Origin of the sequence: Microbacterium sp. 71-23 (genome assembly GCF_001897265.1) — a bacterium.
Taxonomy (GTDB): Bacteria; Actinomycetota; Actinomycetes; order Actinomycetales; family Microbacteriaceae; genus Microbacterium; species Microbacterium ginsengisoli.
The window spans coordinates 77,993-94,027 of sequence record NZ_MKSL01000025.1; the positions used below are offsets into that span (position 1 = coordinate 77,993).

Below are 16,035 nucleotides of genomic sequence, written 5' to 3' on the forward strand. Positions count from 1 at the left end.
CATGCCCACCCAGGTCTACGATCCGCCCGCCCTCGACTCCGGCACCCTGCGCGTCACGCCCCTCGGCGGACTCGGCGAGGTCGGCCGCAACATGACCGTGTTCGAGTACGACGGGCGTCTGCTCGTGGTCGACTGCGGCGTGCTCTTCCCCGAGGAGCACCAGCCCGGCGTCGACCTGATCCTCCCCGACCTCGGTCCGCTGCGGGATCGGCTGGCCGACATCGAGGCGGTCGTGCTGACCCACGGCCACGAGGACCACATCGGCGCCGTCCCCTACCTGCTGCGGCTGCGCCAGGACATCCCGATCATCGGCTCGCAGCTGACGCTCGCCCTCACCGAGGCGAAGCTCAAGGAACACCGCATCAAGCCGTATTCGCTGACCGTCGCCGAGGGGCAGCGCGAGAAGGTCGGTCCGTTCGACCTCGAGTTCGTCGCCGTCAACCATTCCATCCCCGACGCGCTCGCCGTCGCGATCCGTACGCCCGCGGGCCTCGTGCTCGCGACCGGCGACTTCAAGATGGACCAGCTGCCGCTCGACGGCCGCCTCACCGACCTGCGGGCGTTCGCTCGGCTCGGCGAGGAGGGCGTCGACCTCTTCCTCGTGGACTCCACGAACGCGGATGTCCCGGGCTTCACGCCGCTCGAGCGCTCGATCGGCCCCGTGCTCGACCAGGTCATCGCCAAGGCCCCGCGCCGCGTGATCGTCGCGAGCTTCTCGTCGCACGTGCACCGCGTGCAGCAGGTGCTCGACGCCGCTGCCGCTCACGGCCGTCGGCTCGCCTTCCTGGGACGCAGCATGGTGCGCAACATGACGATCGCCGAGGACCTGGGCTACCTGACGGTGCCCGACGGCGTGCTCATCGACTACAAGAAGGCGCAGAACCTTCCCGACGACCAGGTCGTCTTCATGTCGACCGGATCGCAGGGCGAGCCCATGGCGGTGCTCAGCCGCATGGCGAACCTCGACCACGCCATCGAACCCGGACCGGGCGACACCGTGATCCTCGCGTCGAGCCTCATCCCCGGCAATGAGAACGCCGTCTACCGGGTGATCGACGGACTCACCAAGCTCGGCGCGAACGTCGTGCACAAGGCCAACGCCAAGGTGCACGTGTCGGGTCATGCCGCCGCGGGCGAGCTGCTCTACTGCTACAACATCCTCAAGCCCCGCAACGTGCTGCCGGTGCACGGCGAGTACCGCCACCTCATGGCCAACGCGAAGCTCGCGCAGGAGACCGGCGTCGAGCCGGAGCGCACGATCCTCGCCGAGAACGGCACGGTCATCGACCTGAAGGACGGCCGAGCGCGCATCGTCGGCCAGCTTGACGTGGGCTTCGTCTACGTCGACGGCTCGAGCGTGGGCGAGATCACCGACGCCGACCTGAAGGACCGCCGCATCCTCGGCGAGGAGGGGTTCATCTCCGTCATCGTCGTGGTGGATGCCGCGACCGGCCGCATCGTCTCCGGGCCTGACATCCACGCGCGCGGTGTCGCCGAGGACGACTCGGTCTTCGACGCGGTGAAGCCGAAGATCGCGGCTGCTCTCACCGAGGCTGTGCAGTCGGGCGTGCGCGACACGCACGCACTGTCGCAGGTCGTGCGGCGCACGATCGGTCGCTGGGTCAACCAGTCGCTGCGTCGTCGCCCGATGATCGTGCCGCTGGTCATCGAGGCCTGAGCGGATCGGGCGCGGGCATCGGCGGGACTACGATCTGAGGCATGCCCGAGTCGTTCGCGATCCGGCCGGCGACGAGGTCGGACGGAGCGTTTCTCGCCGACATGGTCGTGGAAGCGGCCAATTGGCGACCGGGTTCGGCGCGCCCTCGGCACGAGGTGCTCGGCTCGCCCGAGCACAGCCGCTATCTCGCCGGCTGGATGCGCCCCGGCGACGCGGGATTCGTCGCGACCTCGCCCACCGGTGAGCCGATCGGTGCGGCCTGGTATCGCATGTTCCCGCGCTCGGACCCCGGCTTCGGATATGTCGCCACCGGTGTGCCCGAGCTGATCATCGGGGTGCGTCCGATCTGGCGGGCGCACGGTGTGGGCCGCGCATTGCTCCAGCGTCTCGCCGCCCACGCCGCGTCCGCCGGATATCAGCGTCTGAGCCTCAGCGTCGAGCGCGGCAACTTCGCCGCCACGTTGTACCGCTCCGAGGGCTTCGCGGTGACTCAGCCCACGAGCGGCCGCGACATCATGGTGAAGCGGCTGCGGTGAGGCATCCGCTCGTCGTCACGCCGCCTTCAGCAGCGCGGTGACGCCGAGGCCGCCGGCCGCGCAGACCGAGATGAGTGCCGTGCCGCCGCCCCGCTCGTGCAGGATCTTCGCGGTGCCGGCGAGGATGCGCCCGCCGGTCGCCGCGAACGGATGCCCCGTGGCGAGGCTCCCACCCTTGATGTTGAGCTTCGCGCGGTCGATGGGCCCGAGCGGGGCGTCGAGTCCGAGCCGGGTGCGGCAGTAGTCGGCGTCCTCCCACGCCGCGAGCGTGCACAGCACCTGTCCGGCGAAGGCCTCGTGGATCTCGTACACGTCGATGTCCTGCAGGGTGAGCCCGTTGCGCGCGAGCAGGCGCGGCACCGCGTAGGCGGGTGCCATCAGCAGGCCTTCCGGGCCGGGGCCAGCGAAGTCGACGGCGGCCGTCTCCGCGTCGATGACGTACGCGAGGGGGTGAAGGCCCCGTTCGGCACCCCACGACTCCGTGCCGAGCAGCACCGCCGACGCGCCGTCGGTGAGGGGCGTCGAATTGCCGGCCGTGAGCGTGCCGCGTCCGCTCGTGCGATCGAAGACCGGGGAGAGCGTGCCGAGCCGCTCGAGGGAGATGTCGGTGCGCAGGTTGTTGTCGCGGGTGAGCCCGCGGTACGGCACGACGAGATCGTCGAAGAACCCCGCCTCCCACGCGGCGGCGGCGTTGCGGTGAGACGCATAGGCGAGCTCGTCCTGCGCGGCGCGGGTGATGCCCCACTCCTTCACCATGAGCTCGGTGTGCTCGCCCATGCTCAGGCCCGTGCGCGGCTCGCCGTTGCTGGGCACGTGGGGGCGCAGCATCCGCGGGCGGAAGCCGGCGAACAGCTTCGCCCGAGCACCGAACGAGCGCGCCTGGTTGGCGCGCAGAAGCAGATGACGCAGCCCCTCGTCGAGCGCGAGGGGGGCATCGGATGTCGTGTCGACCCCGCCGGCGATCGCCGAGTCGATCTGCCCGAGCGCGATCTTGTTCGCGACGGTCACCGCCGCCTGCAGCCCGGTGCCGCACGCCATCTGCACGTCGAATGCGGCGCTGGCGGGGGAGAGGGTCGTGCTGAGCGCCGACTCGCGGGTCAGGTTGAAGTCGCGCGAGTGCTTGAGCACGGCTCCGGCCGCGATCTCGCCGATGCGCTCGCCGTGCAGGTCGAACGCGTCGGCGACGGCCTGCAGCGTGGTCGTGAGCATGTCCTGATTGGATGCGTCGGCGTAGGCCGTGTTCGAGCGTGCGAACGGGATGCGTCGGCCGCCGTAGACGGCGACGGGGCGGGGTGGGGTCATGGGGGATCCTCCGTGCCCGCGTCGGCGCGGGCCTTCCGGCATCCTCCCACCGCACGCGGGGGTGCGGGTCGTGGCGGCGTGTGGCCGCGGCATCCGCGTCGCTACCGGCCAGTGTCGGCCCGGACGCCTACCGTGGAGGCATGCCCAGGAGCAGCAGCGCCACCTCGAGCGGCCGCGCGCCCGCGAAGAGCGGTGCGTCGCGCGCTCGCAAGCCCGAACCGACCCCGCGCGGCTACGTCGGCGAGCCTGACAGGCCGGCCCTCGCGGTGCGCGCCTGGATGGGGCTCGCGCACGGCGTCGGCGGGCTGTTCCGCGCGTTCGGGCCCGAGACGCTCGAGAAGGAGCAGCGCCGCGACGGGCTCCCGTTCCTGCTGGTCGTCCTCGCGGTCGCGGGCGCCGTGGTCGAGTGGTTCCTCATCGGCACGGATGTCTCCGCCTCCGTCTCCGCCTACAGCGTCGGCGGGCTGGTCGGACGGCTCGCGTTCCTCATGCCGGTGCTGCTCGTGCTCCTCGCCGGGTGGCTGTTCCGTCATCCGGCCTCGGTGCACGACAACGGCCGCATCGGCATCGGCTTCCTGCTGTTCGTCGTCGCGATCGCGGGCTTCTGCCACGTGGCCGGCGGACGGCCTGCTCCCTCCCAGGGTCTTCCGGCGCTGAGCGGCGCCGGAGGCCTCTTCGGCTGGATGGTGGCCGAGCCGCTCGCCTACCTCCTCTCCCCGATCGGCGCGTACCTCGCCCTGGGGCTCCTCGCCGCGCTCAGCGTGCTGATCCTCACCAAGACCCCGCCGAACCGCATCGGCCGCAGGCTCGGCGACCTGTACGCGTGGATGTTCGGCACCGAGCGCGTGTCCGAGCCCGACGCCTCCGCCGAGGCGGCCGATGAGACGCTGCCGGCGTGGCGTCGCAACCGCGGGCGTCGTGAGAAGGATGCCTCGACCTCCCCGTCGCAGGACCTCACAGAGCTGCTCTTCACGACCGATGACGCCCAGGGCGGGTTCGACCAGGCCGTCGCACCGGTGCCCACCGATGCGATCACCGAGGTCGTCGATCCCTCGATCATCCGCGCGGCGCGCACGCAGGCGGCTCGCAACGCGGCGACCTCCCTCGTCGACGACGGCGACACCGGCCCGCAGGAGGCACTGCCCGATGTGGTCGGCTTCGGATCGGATGCCGCGGGCCTCCCGCCCGCCGCCCCCTACCGGCTGCCGGCCGTGACGACCCTGGCGCCCGGCGCGCCCGGCAAGGCGCGTTCGGCGGCGAACGACGAGGTCGTCCGGGCGATCACCGGGGTGCTCGACCAGTTCCAGGTCGATGCGCGGGTCACCGGCTTCTCCCGCGGACCGACAGTCACGCAGTACGAGATCGAGCTCGGCCCCGGTGTGAAGGTCGAGCGCATCACGGCGCTCACCAACAACATCGCCTACGCGGTGGCCTCCAACGAGGTGCGCATCCTCGCCCCGATTCCCGGCAAGAGCGCCATCGGCGTCGAGATCCCCAACACCGACCGCGAGATCGTCACCCTCGGCGACGTGCTGCGTTCCTCGACCGCGCAGCAGCAGACCCATCCCATGACGATCGGCGTCGGCAAGGACGTCAGCGGCTCCTACGTCGTCGCCAACCTCGCGAAGATGCCCCACCTGCTGGTCGCGGGCTCCACCGGTTCCGGCAAGTCGAGCTTCGTGAACTCGATGATCACGAGCCTGCTGATGCGCGCCAAGCCCGCCGACGTGCGCATGGTGCTCATCGACCCGAAGCGCGTCGAGCTGACCTCGTACGCCGGCGTGCCGCACCTCATCACCCCCATCATCACGAACCCGAAGAAGGCGGCCGAAGCGCTGCAGTGGGTCGTGAAGGAGATGGACATGCGGTACGACGACCTCGCGTCGTTCGGGTTCCGCCACATCGACGACTTCAACCGCGCCGTCGTCGCCGGTCAGGTCGAGTTGCCGGCCGGTTCCGAGCGCGTGCTCAAGCCCTACCCCTACCTGCTGGTCGTCGTCGACGAGCTCGCCGACCTCATGATGGTCGCCCCGCGCGACGTCGAGGACTCGATCGTTCGCATCACGCAGCTCGCCCGGGCCAGCGGCATCCATCTCGTGCTCGCCACCCAGCGTCCGAGCGTCGATGTCGTCACGGGTCTCATCAAGGCCAACGTGCCCTCGCGGCTCGCGTTCGCGGTCACGAGCGTCACCGACTCGCGCGTCATCCTCGACCAGCCGGGCGCCGACCGTCTCATCGGACAGGGCGACGGGCTGTTCCTGCCGATGGGGGCGTCCAAGCCGCTGCGCGTGCAGGGCGCGTGGGTCAGCGAGGCGGAGATCGAGAAGGTCGTCGCCCACGTCACCGGACAGGCCCGCCCCGACTACCGTGCCGACGTGCAGGCCGCCGCGGAGAGGAAGGAGATCGACGCCGACATCGGCGACGACCTCGAGCTGCTCCTCGCCGCCGCCGAGCTGATCGTCAGCTCCCAGTTCGGCTCGACCTCGATGCTGCAGCGCAAGCTGCGGGTCGGGTTCGCGAAGGCCGGACGCCTCATGGACCTCCTCGAGTCCCGCGAGATCGTCGGGCCCTCGGAGGGCTCGAAGGCGCGTGACGTGCTGGTCACCCCCGAGCAGCTGCCCGAGGTGCTCGCGCGTCTGCGCGGCGACGACGTGCCGGCCGCGGCATCCGCCCCCGCTGGGATCGATGAGCGTTACGCCGACGATCCGGTCGAGCGGCAGTTCGACGGCTACGATGTCCTCGACTCCGACGGAGACGAGGATGCCTGGAGCCTGACCGGCCGCGACTGACCATGACGACGATTCCGCGACAGCTGCCCAACGCGATCACCATCGCGCGCATCCTCTGCGCGCCGGTCTTCCTGTGGCTGCTGCTCTCCGACGGCGGCACCGACGGAGGCCTGCGGTGGGCCGCCGCTCTGCTGTTCGTCGTCGCGATCGCGACCGACGGCATCGACGGCTACCTCGCCCGCAAGTACGAGGTCGTGACCGACCTCGGCAAGATCCTCGATCCGATCGCCGACAAGGTGATCACCGGCTGCGCGTTCGTCGGCCTCTCGATCCTCGGCAAGCTGCCCTGGTGGGTGACGATCATCGTCCTCGTGCGCGAGATCGGCATCACCGTCTACCGGTTCATCGTCATCAGCGACCACGTGCTCGCCGCAGCGTGGATGGGCAAGCTCAAGACCGTCGCCCAGGCCGTCGCGATCACGCTCGCCATCGCGCCCCTGTGGACGGTGCTCGGCGGCTGGGTCTCATGGTTCGTCGTGGCGACCATGTGGATCGCCGTCATCCTCACGATCGCGAGTGGCATCGACTACCTCGTGACCGAGATCCGCGGCGCCCGCGCGGCGCGGCGGTCGGCCACGTGACCGACATCGACGCGCACGACGGCAGCGCCGACGCGGAGGAGACGCTCGTGCGCTCCCGACCGGCGGCGCCCGCCTCCGACGCGGCCCGCCTCATCGCCCGGCTCGACGACCTCGGCTGGCGCATCGGTGTCGCGGAATCGCTCACGGGCGGCGCAGTGACCGCCCAGCTCGTCGCGGTGCCCGGGGCATCCGCTCACGTGCAGGGCGGAGTCGTCGCCTACGCGACCGAGCTGAAGGCCACGCTGCTCGGCGTCGATGCCGAGGTGCTCGCGCTCCACGGCGCCGTGCAGCCCAAGGTCGCCCGCCAGATGGCGGAAGGGGTGCGCGGCGCACTCGCCCTCCCAGGAGTCGAGGTGCAGGTCGGCATCGCGACGACCGGCATCGCGGGGCCGACCTCGCCCGACGGGCAGCCGGTGGGAACCGTGCACATCGCCGTGTCCACCCCCCTCGGCACGCGTGTCGAATCGCTGCAGCTCGACGGTGACCGCGACGGCATCCGTGCAGAGACGGTGCGCCGCGTCATCCGGCTCGCTCTCGACGCCCTCTGAGGGGTCACCGTGGCGAGGGGAATAGGGCCTGTTTCCGGTCGGTTACATTCGGTGATTCTGGCCCGATGCCCAGCGGCGCGGGTTAGATTGACTGCAACCGGTGAGGTAGCGTGGTCCCCCCGGACCGCGACCCGAGATGAGTGAGGAGGGGACCCGAATGATCCTGGTACGTCATGAGATCGGCGAAGTCCTGCGGGACCTGCGCCAGCAGAAGGGCCGTACCCTCCGTCAGGTGGCCAGCCGCGCGAGCATCGCGCTCGGCTACCTCAGCGAGGTGGAGCGCGGGCAGAAGGAGGCGTCGAGCGAGATCCTCGCCGCGGTCGCCGATGCGCTCGATGTATCGATCGCGATGATCATGCGCGAAGTCGCCGACCGACTCCTGGTGCTCGAGGGCCTGCAGGTCTTCCCCGATGTTGTCCCCGACGAGCTGGTGGCCTCGGTCGAGCCCGAGCTCTCGCTGCGCTGAGGTGCGACGCAGCGAATTCGAACGCGCGGTGTCCGACGAGTTCGGAGCGCGCGGTCCCGCGATCGTCGCGGACCTGGTGCTCTCCGAGCTCGGCGGGCGCACCCCCGTCGAGGCGCTCGATGCCGGCCTGGCGACGCGCGACGTCTGGCTCGCCCTGTGCGAGGCGACGGATGTCCCGCTCTCGCGCCGCCACGGCGCCGGACGCCTCGAGCCGAAGCGTCACTGACCCGTCCGTCGCTCCGATGAATGACGGTGTGTCGTTCGGCGTGTCGTCGAAGATCCGTTCGATGTCGGCGTAGTCTCCTTCACATCCGGTGACGTTCTCGTCGCCCTCACGGAATGCCGCAACGCCCCCGACCGATGTCGGAGGTGCGGCCTAGCGTGAGGGACGTCGAACGACACCAGACGCCTTGCCGGGAACACCCTCACCGTGGGGGCGGCCCGGCAGCCTACAGGCAGCGGAACGCGAGCAGAAGGAGCACGCCATGCCATCACCCGTCGAGCGCGAGAAGGCCCTCGAGTCGGCCCTCGCCCAGATCGACCGCCAGTTCGGAAAGGGCTCGGTCATGCGGCTGGGCAGCGACGAGCGCGCGCCGGTCGAAGTCATCCCCACCGGTTCCATCGCCCTCGACGTCGCCCTCGGCGTCGGTGGTCTTCCTCGCGGCCGCATCATCGAGATCTACGGTCCGGAGTCGTCGGGTAAGACCACGCTGACCCTCCACGCGATCGCCAACGTGCAGCGCGCGGGCGGCATCGCCGCATTCATCGACGCCGAGCACGCGCTCGACCCCGACTACGCCGCGAAGCTCGGCGTCGACATCGACCAGCTGCTCGTCTCGCAGCCCGACACCGGTGAGCAGGCGCTCGAGATCGCCGACATGCTCGTGCGTTCGGGCGCAATCGACCTGGTCGTCATCGACTCGGTCGCCGCCCTCGTCCCCAAGGCCGAGATCGAAGGCGAGATGGGCGACTCGCACGTGGGCCTGCAGGCGCGCTTGATGTCGCAGGCGCTCCGGAAGCTCACCGGTGGCCTGAACCAGACCAAGACCACCGCGATCTTCATCAACCAGCTGCGCGAGAAGATCGGCGTCTTCTTCGGCTCGCCCGAGACCACCGCCGGCGGGAAGGCGCTCAAGTTCTACGCGTCGGTACGCCTCGACATCCGCCGCATCGAGACGCTGAAGGACGGTACCGACGCGGTCGGTAACCGCACTCGCGTCAAGGTCGTCAAGAACAAGATGGCGCCGCCCTTCAAGCAGGCGGAGTTCGACATCCTGTTCGGCACGGGCATCTCGCGCGAAGGAAGCCTCATCGACTTCGGTGTCGAGCACGGCATCGTCAAGAAGTCGGGCGCCTGGTACACCTACGACGGCGAGCAGCTCGGTCAGGGCAAGGAGAACGCCCGGTCGTTCCTGCTCAAGAACGAGGACATCGCGGCTGACATCGAGCAGAAGATCAAGGCCAAGCTCGGCGTGGGCGTCCCGAAGGACGCCGATGCCGCCGTCGAAGACGAGCTCGCGAAGCGTCGTCCGGCCTGATCATGACGGTACCTCCCGGGGGCGAGCCCGACGGGCTCGCCCCCGTCATCCCCCTCTTCGGGCGCTCCGCGTCGGCCGGCCTGCCGCGTCCGACGTTGGCGTCCTCCTCGACGGATGCCTCTCCCGACGCGCCTGCCGAACCCGACACGCGGTGGCACACCACCTGGACGGCACCGGCCGCCCGGGGGCTGCACGCGCTGGGAGCCGTCGACGACTCGACGCGCGCGCCGGATCGCGGGCGCAGCCCGTCGTCGGGTCGCGCGATCGCAGGCCCCGGTGACGGCGAGACACCGTCGCCGGCGATCGACGCCGCGGCGGCGGAGCAGACCCTGCTGAAGCGCCTGCGGGGGCGGAGTCTGTCGGTGCGTGAGGCCCACGATGTGCTGCGGGCCGAAGGACTTGATCAGATGCAGATCGACGAGATCATCGACGCCTGCGTCGATCGCGGTTACCTCGATGACGCGGCCCTCGCCGAGCAGCTCGTGCACAAGGGGCTTCAGAAGCGGCAGGGGAGGGGCGCCGTACGTCAGGCGCTCGTGCAGCGCGGTCTCGACCGCGAGGTGATCGACGTCACGATCGACCAGCTGCCCGATGACGAGGAGGAGCGCGCGCTCGAGTTCGCGCTCGGCAAGGCCCGCACCCTGCGCTCACTCCCTCCCGAGGTGGGGCTGCGCCGTCTCGTCGGACAACTGCAGCGCCGCGGCTTCAACGGGGCGACGTCGATGCGGGTCGCGCGGCAGGCCCTGGGCGAGCGACCCCGTACCTCCGGGGTGCGATTCACCGACTGACTCCGTCGCGTGCTGGTCAGGCCGTCTGTCGTGGAGCCGACCGTAGAATGACAGGCATCATGACCTCCCCTCGCAGTACCCCGACTCTCATCGCGCCGTCGTCGGCAGCCCTCGACGTCGACGGGCACGCGCGCACGTACGAGGTGCGCACATTCGGCTGCCAGATGAACGTGCACGACTCCGAGCGGCTTTCCGGCTCTCTCGAGAGCGCCGGGTACGTGCGCGCGGCCGACGGCGAGGATGCCGACGTCGTCGTGATCAACACCTGTGCCGTTCGCGACAACGCCGCCGGCAAGCTGTACGGCACCCTCGGCCACCTGAAGGCCCGCAAGGACGCCCGCGCCGGCATGCAGATCGCCGTCGGGGGATGTCTCGCCCAGATGGACAAGCAGGTCGTCCTCGACAAGGCGCCGTGGGTCGACGTCGTCTTCGGCACGCACAACATGGGCTCCCTTCCGACCCTTCTCGAGCGCGCACGCCACAACGGCGATGCCGAGCTCGAGATTCTCGAGTCGCTCGAAGTGTTCCCCTCGACGCTCCCGACCAAGCGCGACAGCACCCACAGCGGCTGGGTGTCGATCTCCGTGGGCTGCAACAACACCTGCACGTTCTGCATCGTGCCGAGCCTGCGCGGCAAAGAGCGCGACCGGCGACCCGGAGACATCCTCAGCGAGATCAAGCTGCTGGTCGATGACGGCGCCATCGAGGTGACGCTCCTCGGTCAGAACGTCAACAGCTACGGCGTCGAGTTCGGCGACCGGGAGGCGTTCGGCAAGCTCCTGCGTGCCGCCGGCGAGATCGACGGTCTCGAGCGCATCCGCTTCACGAGCCCCCACCCCGCCGCGTTCACCGACGATGTCATCGACGCGATGGCCGAGACCGGTTCTGTCATGCCGCAGCTGCACATGCCGCTGCAGTCCGGCTCCGACCGCATCCTGAAGGCCATGCGCCGCTCGTACCGCAGCGAGCGCTTCCTCGGCATCCTCGACAGGGTGCGCGCCCGCATCCCGCACGCGGCGATCACGACCGACATCATCGTCGGCTTCCCGGGCGAGACCGACGAGGACTTCGAGGACACCCTGCGCGTCGTCGAGCAGGCACGCTTCGCGAGCGCGTTCACCTTCCAGTACTCGATCCGCGAGGGTACGCCGGCGGCCACTATGCCCGACCAGGTGCCGAAGGCGGTCGTGCAGGAGCGCTACGAGCGCCTCGTCGCGCTGCAGGACCGCATCTCCCTCGAGGAGAACCAACGCCAAGTGGGACGCACCGTCAACGTGCTCGTCTCCACCGGTGAGGGCAAGAAGGATGCCGCGACCCTGCGTCTGACCGGGCGCGCCGAAGACAACAGGCTCGTGCACTTCGCGGTGCCCGCCGGTTCGCCCGAACCGCGCCCGGGCGACGTCGTGACCGTCGAGATCACGCAGGCGGCGCCGTTCTACCTCCTCGCCGACGGCGAGCAGGGCGCCCTGCGCATCCGTCGCACCCGTGCCGGTGACGCCTGGGATCGCGGGCAGGCGGAGGCGTGCGGCATCCCGTCGCCCCATGGCGAGTCCGCACCGGGCGCGCCCGTGCGGCTGGGGCTGCCCACGCTCCGCGTCGGGGTGTGAGCGGCCGCGTCATCGCGGTCGTCGGCGCCACCGGCACCGGCAAGAGCGATCTGTCGCTGCGGCTCGCCGACCACCTCGCCGCGACCGGCGGTGCCGCCGAGATCGTGAACGCCGACGCGATGCAGCTCTACCGCGGCATGGACATCGGCACCGCCAAGCTCACGGTCGCCGAGCGCCGCGGCATCCCGCATCACCTGCTCGACGTGCTCAGCGTGCGAGACGACGCCGCGGTCGCCTGGTACCAGACCGAGGCTCGGCGTCTCATCGATGAGATCCACGCGCGCGACGCCGATGCGATCCTCGTCGGCGGCTCGGGACTCTACGTCTCCGGCGTGATCTACGACTTCCGCTTCCCCCCGCGCGACGAGGCGGTGCGCGAGCGCCTCGAGGCGGAGCTCTCGGAGGACGGACCCGGCGTGCTGTTCGCGCGTCTGCGCGATCTCGACCCGGCCACGGCGCAGCGCATCGACCCGGCCAACGGGCGGCGCATCGTGCGCGCGCTCGAAGTGCTGGCGCAGGGCAAGGCGACGCACGGTGCAGCGCTTCCCGATGCCCCGGTGCTGTGGCGCGCGGACACCCTGCTCATGGCCCCCGGGGTCGCGCGCGACGAGCTCGTCGTCCGCCTCGACGCCCGCGTCGAGCGGATGTGGCGCGACGGCATCGTCGCCGAGGCCGAACGGCTGCGCGCCGACGGACTCGACGAGGGCGTCACCGCGCGCCGCGCGATCGGCTACGCACAGGCGCTCGATCAGCTCGACGGCGTGCTCACCGAGGCTGAGGCGATCGCCCAGGCCCAGGCGCTCACCCGCCGTTATGCGCGGCGGCAGGTGTCCTGGTTCCGCCGCTACGACGGTCTTGCGTGGGTCGAGCCGGATGCCGCGGCATCCGACGCCCTCGACGCGGCCCTCGCACGGCGCCCGTAGACTCGACCCATGCCCGCATTGCCGTTCACCAAAGGCCAGGGGACCGGCAACGATTTCGTGATCATCGCCGACCCCGACGGCGTCGTCGACCTCTCCGACGCCCAGGTCGCGGCTCTCACCGACCGCCGCTTCGGCATCGGCGCCGACGGAACGCTGCGTGTCGTGCGCTCCGCGGCGATCGCCGAGGGCGCCAAGGCGGCGGCATCGGGAGTCGAGTGGTTCATGGACTACCGCAACGCGGACGGCTCGGCGGCGGAGATGTGCGGCAACGGCATCCGTGTCTTCGCCCGCTACCTCGAGCAGGCGGGACTCGCGACGTTCGGCGAGCAGCGCATCGGCACGCGCGCCGGCGTCAAGACCGTGCGTCGCGACGGCGACGGCTTCGAGGTCGACCTGGGTGTGTTCGTCGTCGACGAGACCGACGTTCTGGTGCAGGCCAAGGGTCTGCCGGTGGCGCGACCCGGTCTTGGCATCGACGTGGGCAACCCGCACGTGGTCGTCGCACTTCCTTCGCATGACGAGCTCGACGGCCTCGAGCTGGCGTACGTTCCCCAGCTGACGCCCGCACCGGCGGCGGGCGCGAACGTCGAGTTCGTCGTTCCGGGAGAGCCTCTCGTGGTGGACGGGGTCGGTTCCATCCGCATGCGGGTGTTCGAGCGCGGTGTCGGCGAGACGCTCAGCTGCGGCACCGGCGTCGCCGCCGCGGCCCTCGCTGTGCGCCATTGGGCGGGCCCCGCCGCCCCCGACCGCTGGCGCGTCGCCGTGCCGGGCGGCGAACTCGGCGTGCGGGTCGTCGACGGTCACGTGCTGCTCTCCGGCCCAGCCGTGCTCACCTACACGGGCGAGGTCGCCCTCGCCTGAACGGCGGGTGCTCCGGGCGAGGTCGCGCTCGCCTGACCGGCGGGTGCGCGTTCGACGGACGTCGCTCGCGGCGGGCTATCGCCTCGAGCGCGACCGCGGGGAATCGGCCGACAAGCGCCCGATCAGTCGACCGGGTAGGGCAGCTCGATCGCCTCGGTCGGCGGGGTGCCGTGTCGGCGCACCTTGAGGACGCGGTACCCCCGCGCGGTCGCCGCGCGGTGCACGCTGTAGCCCATGGGGAAGGTCGCCGAGATCCACCGCTGCAGGGAGTCCGACCCGAGGTTGCGGGCGACGACGAACCAGCCGTCGGAGCGCTCGTCGAGCCGCGGGATCCAGCGCTCGAGCATGTCGTGCAGCTCGTTCTTGCCGACGCGGATGGGCGGGTTCGACCGGATCGTGCGGAACACCACGTCGTCGGGAACATCGTCGGGCGTCACCGCGTTGACGTTCTCGAGGCCCAGGCGCTCCGCGGTGGCGCGGACGAGTCCGAGGGCCCGCTGGTTGACATCGACCGCCCAGATGGTGGCGCGCGGCGACTCGATCGCCAGCGACAGTGAGATCGGACCCCACCCGCAGCCGAGGTCGAGGAAATGACCTCCGGGAGGCGGCGGGGGCGTGTTCGCCAGCAGCACGGACGTTCCGGCGTCGAGGCGATCGGGACTGAACACGCCGTTCGCGGTCGTCACCTGCACGTCGCGTCCCGCGAGCGTCACGGTGATCAGCCGCTGCTGTTCGGGACTGGCCGGAGACGCACTGAAGTAGTGGTCGCTCGGCATGGTGCGAGCGTAGCGGAGAGCGCGTCTGGGCGGGAGGCTAGAGTGAGCGGATGCCGCGGCCACGGGGCATCCTCGAAAGGAATTGATGACGGACGACATCGACACCGCGCACGCGAGTCGACAGGATGACGCCGTGGAGCGGGTGCTCGCTCGGGCGGAGGCGCGGGCGGGAGTGCGTCGCTTCGACGAGCTCGGGTCCGCGCAGGCTCTGCAGGACGCGTCGACCGCGTACGGCGGCGAGACCGACGGCGAGCAGTGGGACCGTGAGGAGCGTGCCGCGCTGCGGCGTGTACCCGGGCTCTCGACCGAGCTCGAGGACGTCACCGAGGTCGAGTACCGGCAGCTGCGACTCGAGAACGTCGTGCTCGTCGGCGTGCATCCGCAGGGTGAGCAGGAGGACGCCGAGAACTCGCTGCGCGAGCTCGCCGCGCTCGCCGAGACCGCGGGTGCCGCGGTGCTCGACGGCGTGCTGCAGCGTCGGCCGCACCCCGACCCCGCGACCTACGTCGGTCGCGGCAAGGCCGAGGAGCTGCGCGACATCGTCGCCGCGGTCGGCGCCGACACCGTGATCGCCGACACCGAGCTCGCACCGAGCCAGCGGCGTGCACTCGAAGACGTCGTGAAGGTGAAGGTCATCGACCGCACCACCGTCATCCTCGACATCTTCAGCCAGCACGCGAAGTCTCGTGAGGGCAAGGCCCAGGTCGAGCTCGCCCAGCTCGAGTACCTCCTCCCGCGCCTGCGCGGGTGGGGTGACTCGATGAGCCGTCAGGCCGGTGGCCAGGTGGGCGCCGGCGGCGCCGGCATGGGTTCGCGCGGACCGGGTGAGACGAAGATCGAGCTCGATCGCCGCCGCATCCGCACCCGCATGGCGATGCTGCGCCGGCAGATCCGCGACTTCGCGCCGGCCCGCGATGCGAAGCGCGCCGAGCGCAAGCGCAACACGATCCCGTCCGTCGCGATCGCCGGCTACACGAACGCGGGGAAGTCGAGCCTGCTGAACCGGCTCACGAGCGCGGGTGTGCTCGTGGAGAACGCGCTGTTCGCGACGCTCGATGCGACAGTGCGGCGGGCCGAGGCATCCGATGGACGCGTCTACACGCTCACCGACACCGTCGGGTTCGTGCGCAACCTGCCTCATCAGCTCGTGGAGGCATTCCGCTCCACGCTGGAGGAGGTCGGCGACGCCGATGTGATCGTGCACGTCGTCGACGGCTCCCACCCCGACCCTGCCGCGCAGCTCGCGACGGTGCGCGACGTGATCGGCGAGGTCGGCGCGCGCGCCACGCAGGAGCTCGTCGTCTTCAACAAGGCCGACCTCGTCGATGCCGACGCGCGCCTGGTGCTGCGCGGACTCGTGCCGGGCGCGTACTTCGTGTCGTCGCGCACGGGTGAGGGCATCGCCGAGCTGCGTGCGGCTGTCGAGGCCGCGCTGCCGCTGCCGGCGGTGGAGATCACGGCGCTCGTGCCTTACGGTCGCGGGGACCTCGTCTCCGCGGTGCACGACACCGGGCTCATCGTGAGCCAGTCGCACGAGGAGACCGGCACTCTGCTGCACGCTCACGTCTCCGAGCGTCTCGCCGCTGAGCTCGCCCCGTTCGCGCGCTGAGCGTTCAGGTCCGTCAGTCGTGAGCGGCGACCC

15 protein-coding genes are annotated in these 16,035 nt (G+C 70.7%); 13 read left to right on the forward strand and 2 right to left on the reverse strand.

The features are described 5' to 3' along the window. The first annotated feature begins 1 nt into the window (after position 1). Both BGO15_RS10260 and BGO15_RS10265 read left to right on the forward strand, forming a co-directional pair. On the forward strand, positions 2–1,678 hold the full coding sequence (locus BGO15_RS10260) for a ribonuclease J (RefSeq protein WP_056209392.1): 1,677 nt from the start codon (positions 2–4) through the stop codon (positions 1,676–1,678). Between the two features lie 41 nt (positions 1,679–1,719). Further along, complete coding sequence (locus BGO15_RS10265; RefSeq protein ID WP_056209389.1) at positions 1,720–2,214, forward strand: GNAT family N-acetyltransferase; 495 nt, start codon at positions 1,720–1,722, stop codon at positions 2,212–2,214. A 15-nt stretch (positions 2,215–2,229) separates the two neighbouring features. Here the strand turns inward: BGO15_RS10265 and BGO15_RS10270 are convergent, their stop codons facing one another. After that, the gene (locus BGO15_RS10270) at positions 2,230–3,516 is read right to left on the reverse strand and encodes an acetyl-CoA C-acetyltransferase (RefSeq protein ID WP_056209387.1); all 1,287 of its coding nucleotides are present in this window, start codon (positions 3,514–3,516) and stop codon (positions 2,230–2,232) included. A gap of 140 nt (positions 3,517–3,656) precedes the next feature. Here BGO15_RS10270 and BGO15_RS10275 point away from each other — a divergent pair, with 140 nt between their 5' ends. The 10 genes from BGO15_RS10275 (at position 3,657) to dapF (ending at position 13,617) form a co-directional block, all read left to right on the forward strand. Beyond that, complete coding sequence (locus BGO15_RS10275) at positions 3,657–6,305, forward strand: FtsK/SpoIIIE family DNA translocase (protein WP_056209385.1); 2,649 nt, start codon at positions 3,657–3,659, stop codon at positions 6,303–6,305. 2 nt (positions 6,306–6,307) lie between these two features. Next, positions 6,308–6,886, forward strand: a complete 579-nt coding sequence (pgsA, locus tag BGO15_RS10280) for a CDP-diacylglycerol--glycerol-3-phosphate 3-phosphatidyltransferase (protein WP_056209381.1) — start codon at positions 6,308–6,310, stop codon at positions 6,884–6,886. Next, positions 6,883–7,434, forward strand: coding sequence for a CinA family protein (locus tag BGO15_RS10285; RefSeq protein WP_416361463.1), 552 nt, complete (start codon positions 6,883–6,885; stop codon positions 7,432–7,434). Before pgsA ends, BGO15_RS10285 begins: the two co-directional genes overlap by 4 nt. Positions 7,435–7,591: 157 nt before the next feature. After that, the gene (locus tag BGO15_RS10290; protein ID WP_045247604.1) at positions 7,592–7,900 is read left to right on the forward strand and encodes a helix-turn-helix domain-containing protein; all 309 of its coding nucleotides are present in this window, start codon (positions 7,592–7,594) and stop codon (positions 7,898–7,900) included. 1 nt (position 7,901) lies between these two features. After that, positions 7,902–8,126, forward strand: a complete 225-nt coding sequence (locus tag BGO15_RS10295; protein ID WP_045247605.1) for a DUF3046 domain-containing protein — start codon at positions 7,902–7,904, stop codon at positions 8,124–8,126. A 259-nt stretch (positions 8,127–8,385) separates the two neighbouring features. Further along, positions 8,386–9,438, forward strand: a complete 1,053-nt coding sequence (gene recA / locus BGO15_RS10300) for a recombinase RecA (protein ID WP_056209378.1) — start codon at positions 8,386–8,388, stop codon at positions 9,436–9,438. A 2-nt stretch (positions 9,439–9,440) separates the two neighbouring features. Further along, positions 9,441–10,226, forward strand: a complete 786-nt coding sequence (locus BGO15_RS10305) for a regulatory protein RecX (RefSeq protein ID WP_056209376.1) — start codon at positions 9,441–9,443, stop codon at positions 10,224–10,226. Between the two features lie 59 nt (positions 10,227–10,285). Beyond that, a complete protein-coding gene (gene miaB / locus BGO15_RS10310; RefSeq protein WP_056519569.1) occupies positions 10,286–11,833 on the forward strand; it encodes a tRNA (N6-isopentenyl adenosine(37)-C2)-methylthiotransferase MiaB in 1,548 nt (515 codons plus the stop codon). After that, positions 11,830–12,756 carry a tRNA (adenosine(37)-N6)-dimethylallyltransferase MiaA gene (gene miaA, locus BGO15_RS10315; RefSeq protein WP_056209374.1) on the forward strand — a complete coding sequence of 309 codons (927 nt, stop codon included), beginning with the start codon at positions 11,830–11,832 and terminating at the stop codon, positions 12,754–12,756. The genes miaB and miaA overlap by 4 nt, the downstream gene beginning before the upstream one ends. A 9-nt stretch (positions 12,757–12,765) precedes the next feature. Next, positions 12,766–13,617 (forward strand): diaminopimelate epimerase, encoded by an 852-nt coding sequence (gene dapF, locus BGO15_RS10320; protein ID WP_056209372.1) that lies wholly within the window; start codon positions 12,766–12,768, stop codon positions 13,615–13,617. A 122-nt stretch (positions 13,618–13,739) separates the two neighbouring features. Here dapF and BGO15_RS10325 read toward each other — a convergent pair whose 3' ends face one another. Next, positions 13,740–14,393, reverse strand: a complete 654-nt coding sequence (locus BGO15_RS10325) for a class I SAM-dependent methyltransferase (RefSeq protein WP_056209370.1) — start codon at positions 14,391–14,393, stop codon at positions 13,740–13,742. An 85-nt stretch (positions 14,394–14,478) separates the two neighbouring features. Between BGO15_RS10325 and hflX the strand changes: the two genes are divergently transcribed. Beyond that, complete coding sequence (hflX, locus tag BGO15_RS10330; protein WP_056519496.1) at positions 14,479–16,002, forward strand: GTPase HflX; 1,524 nt, start codon at positions 14,479–14,481, stop codon at positions 16,000–16,002. Positions 16,003–16,035: the final 33 nt, after the last annotated feature.

Excerpts from the sequence above, each read along its gene's own strand:
- BGO15_RS10260 (WP_056209392.1), top strand. The coding sequence starts at position 2 with ATGCCCACCCAGGTCTACGATCCGCCCGCCCTCGACTCCGGCACCCTG.
- BGO15_RS10265 (WP_056209389.1), top strand. The coding sequence starts at position 1,720 with ATGCCCGAGTCGTTCGCGATCCGGCCGGCGACGAGGTCGGACGGAGCG.
- BGO15_RS10270 (WP_056209387.1), bottom strand. The coding sequence starts at position 3,516 with ATGACCCCACCCCGCCCCGTCGCCGTCTACGGCGGCCGACGCATCCCG.
- BGO15_RS10275 (WP_056209385.1), top strand. The coding sequence starts at position 3,657 with ATGCCCAGGAGCAGCAGCGCCACCTCGAGCGGCCGCGCGCCCGCGAAG.
- pgsA (WP_056209381.1), top strand. The coding sequence starts at position 6,308 with ATGACGACGATTCCGCGACAGCTGCCCAACGCGATCACCATCGCGCGC.
- BGO15_RS10290 (WP_045247604.1), top strand. The coding sequence starts at position 7,592 with ATGATCCTGGTACGTCATGAGATCGGCGAAGTCCTGCGGGACCTGCGC.
- recA (WP_056209378.1), top strand. The coding sequence starts at position 8,386 with ATGCCATCACCCGTCGAGCGCGAGAAGGCCCTCGAGTCGGCCCTCGCC.
- BGO15_RS10305 (WP_056209376.1), top strand. The coding sequence starts at position 9,441 with ATGACGGTACCTCCCGGGGGCGAGCCCGACGGGCTCGCCCCCGTCATC.
- miaB (WP_056519569.1), top strand. The coding sequence starts at position 10,286 with ATGACCTCCCCTCGCAGTACCCCGACTCTCATCGCGCCGTCGTCGGCA.
- dapF (WP_056209372.1), top strand. The coding sequence starts at position 12,766 with ATGCCCGCATTGCCGTTCACCAAAGGCCAGGGGACCGGCAACGATTTC.
- BGO15_RS10325 (WP_056209370.1), bottom strand. The coding sequence starts at position 14,393 with ATGCCGAGCGACCACTACTTCAGTGCGTCTCCGGCCAGTCCCGAACAG.
- hflX (WP_056519496.1), top strand. The coding sequence starts at position 14,479 with ATGACGGACGACATCGACACCGCGCACGCGAGTCGACAGGATGACGCC.